The following is an 833-nucleotide window of genomic DNA, read 5'->3' on the forward strand; positions in this document are numbered from 1 at the left end:
TTCTACACCGCGCCGACGGCGATCCGGGCGCTGATGGGGGCGGGCGATGCCCATGTGAAGAAGACCGCGCGGCAGTCGCTGCGCATCCTCGGCTCGGTTGGCGAGCCGATCAACCCGGAGGCCTGGGAGTGGTACTACAACGTCGTCGGCGACAAGCGCTGCCCGGTCGTCGACACCTGGTGGCAGACCGAGAACGGCGGCATCCTGATTGCGCCGCTGCCCGGCGCCACCGACCTGAAACCGGGCTCGGCGACGCGGCCGTTCTTCGGCGTGGTGCCGGTGATCGTCGACAATGACGGCCAGGCGATCGAGGGCGAGGGAGCGGGCAATCTGTGCATCGCCGAACCGTGGCCGGGGATGATGCGCACCGTCTATGGCGACCACCAGCGCTTCATCGACACCTATTTCGCCGCCTACAAGGGCAAGTACTTCTCCGGCGACGGCTGCCGGCGCGACGCCGACGGCTATTACTGGATCACCGGCCGCGTCGACGACGTCATCAACGTCTCGGGCCACCGCATGGGCACGGCGGAAGTCGAATCGGCGCTGGTGGCGCATGACAAGGTGTCGGAGGCGGCGGTGGTCGGCTACCCGCACGACCTCAAGGGCCAGGGCATCTACTGCTACGTCACACTGATGGCCGGCGAGCAGTGGACCGACGCGCTGCGCCAGGAGCTGGTGGCGCATGTGCGCAAGGAGATCGGCGCCATCGCCACGCCCGACAAGATCCAGTACGCGCCCGGCCTGCCGAAGACGCGCTCCGGCAAGATCATGCGCCGCATCCTCAGGAAGATCGCCGAGGACGATTTCGGCGCGCTCGGCGACACCTCAAC

The 833-nt window shown here is 67.8% G+C and carries 1 protein-coding gene; it reads left to right on the forward strand.

From position 1 onward, the window contains the following. A partial coding sequence (locus tag ACLKMW_RS26460) for an AMP-binding enzyme (protein WP_415727510.1) occupies window positions 1-833 on the forward strand: 833 nt, incomplete at both ends.

Origin of the sequence: Borborobacter xinjiangensis (assembly GCF_047739745.1) — a bacterium.
Taxonomy (GTDB): Bacteria; Pseudomonadota; Alphaproteobacteria; order Rhizobiales; family Rhizobiaceae; genus Pseudaminobacter.